This is a genomic window from Pseudomonas fuscovaginae SE-1, assembly GCF_000364705.1.
GTDB lineage: Bacteria > Pseudomonadota > Gammaproteobacteria > Pseudomonadales > Pseudomonadaceae > Aquipseudomonas > Aquipseudomonas fuscovaginae_A.
Window position 1 is genome coordinate 1 of the sequence record NZ_AQOH01000169.1, and the last position, 1,659, is coordinate 1,659.

2 protein-coding genes are annotated in these 1,659 nt (G+C 46.3%); one reads left to right on the forward strand and one right to left on the reverse strand.

Annotation, left to right across the window (positions count from 1 at the left end; genetic code table 11):
• A partial coding sequence (locus K675_RS33040; protein ID WP_198291650.1) for a pentapeptide repeat-containing protein occupies positions 1 to 1,358 on the forward strand: 1,358 nt, incomplete at its 5' end.
• Positions 1,359 to 1,379: 21 nt separating this feature from the next.
• Here K675_RS33040 and K675_RS33655 read toward each other — a convergent pair.
• On the reverse strand, positions 1,380 to 1,659 hold a 280-nt coding region (locus K675_RS33655; protein ID WP_232434444.1), incomplete at its 5' end, for a hypothetical protein.

Here is a 1,659-nt window from a genome sequence, read left to right on the forward strand (position 1 = left end):
TCACCGGAAGAACTTATGATGGTATCCCTCCAGAGCTAGACCGTCCCGACCTCAATGAAATTACCGCCCAGCCCCTATTAAACTACTTGCTGGCACTTAGCTACTGCCGAGGAAAATTAGATTTTACTGATCATGTCAATCTTAATGAGATTTACAATGACCTTGTGCAAGCTATTTACGAGCGAGGCTATGAAAATGGTCGAAAACATGAATCTATCCGAAGTATTGATATCGACGACTTTTATTTAATCCTGGAAGAAATTGGGCTGGCTGCCTGGCACGGAGATGGACGCACTACGACGGTAAGCGAAATTGAACAGTATTGCCGCTTAGGAGGTTTCGGAGAACAACTTGACGCATTTCAAGATGGTGCAAAGGTTGGTATCACGTCTCTGCTTGCAGCATTTTTCTTTCGTCAGCACGGCTCGCGCCCGAAAGGTGATCCAACTTTCGTGTTTACACATAAAAGCTTTGGTGAATACCTAGCTGCAAGACGAATTGTCAGGGCCATGTGCGACATCATAGAGGAGAAAAGCAGACGTGAGAGTATTGGCAAGTCTCGTGGAAGAGGCTGGAGTGATGTTGATGCGCTGACACACTGGGGTGAGGTGTGCGGGCCAACAGCAATTTCAGAAAATATACACAAATTTCTTGAGTCGGAAATTTTGCTCATGGAGCATGAGGCGATTATGGCTGCACAAGATTGTCTAATCTCGCTATTCAATCACGTGTTACGCCATGGCATGCCTATGGAAAAAGTCGCATCTGCGATAACATTCCACGACTGCGCTCACCAAGCTAGAAATGCTGAGGAGACTTTGCTCGCCACTCTGAATGCATGCGCGATAGCAGTTGAAACGGTTTCCAAAATCGACCATCCTGACCGTACTGCATTCGGTACTTGGTTAAAGCGAATTCAGAAGCAACGAAGCGGCCCGGAGTCAGGTATCGCGCTCAACTGCCTTTCTTGGCTTGATCTTTCTGGGGTAAGCTTGGATTTTGCGGATCTCTATGGTGCTGATATTGCTCATTCGATCCTTGACAACATTCAAGCTTTCAGGATTGTCTTAGGCCGTGCCAGAGCCTATAAAACCTCTTTCAAAAACGCTCATATGGAGGAGAGCTATCTAAATTCAGCGTTCCTCAAGCATGCGAACTTCGCCGGATCATACTTGGAGCTATCTAATTTCTCACACGTCAAAGCTGATTTTGCAAGCTTTGCAGATGCAAAACTTTCCGGCAGCAATTTTGCAAATGCCACTCTTGAATTTACAAATTTTGAAAATGCCGATTTGACCCGCTGTAGTTTTCGAGGCACCATAAAATCGAAAACTAGGTCTAGAAAAAAACAGCCGTAACCCCCTCATATGAACCCGTTATCATCTTGTTGATGGTGACGGAGTTCTTGCTCTACCCAGCGTATGTAGTACCACATCCCCCGCTTTTTTCGCGGTAAAAACATATGGCAGATACGGGCCGATCTCTGCCCTTGACGAACGACTGCTGTGGATCGAAAGCTGCCGTTTGTGACTGGCAGCTTCCGCCCATTTAGCTCCAACCAGACAACTCCCTTTCCCTTGAGTGAAATTTCCTAGAAAATCCCAACCGCTTGTTTGTAAGCGATCCATCGTCCCCACATTCAAACCAAGAATCTGAGGT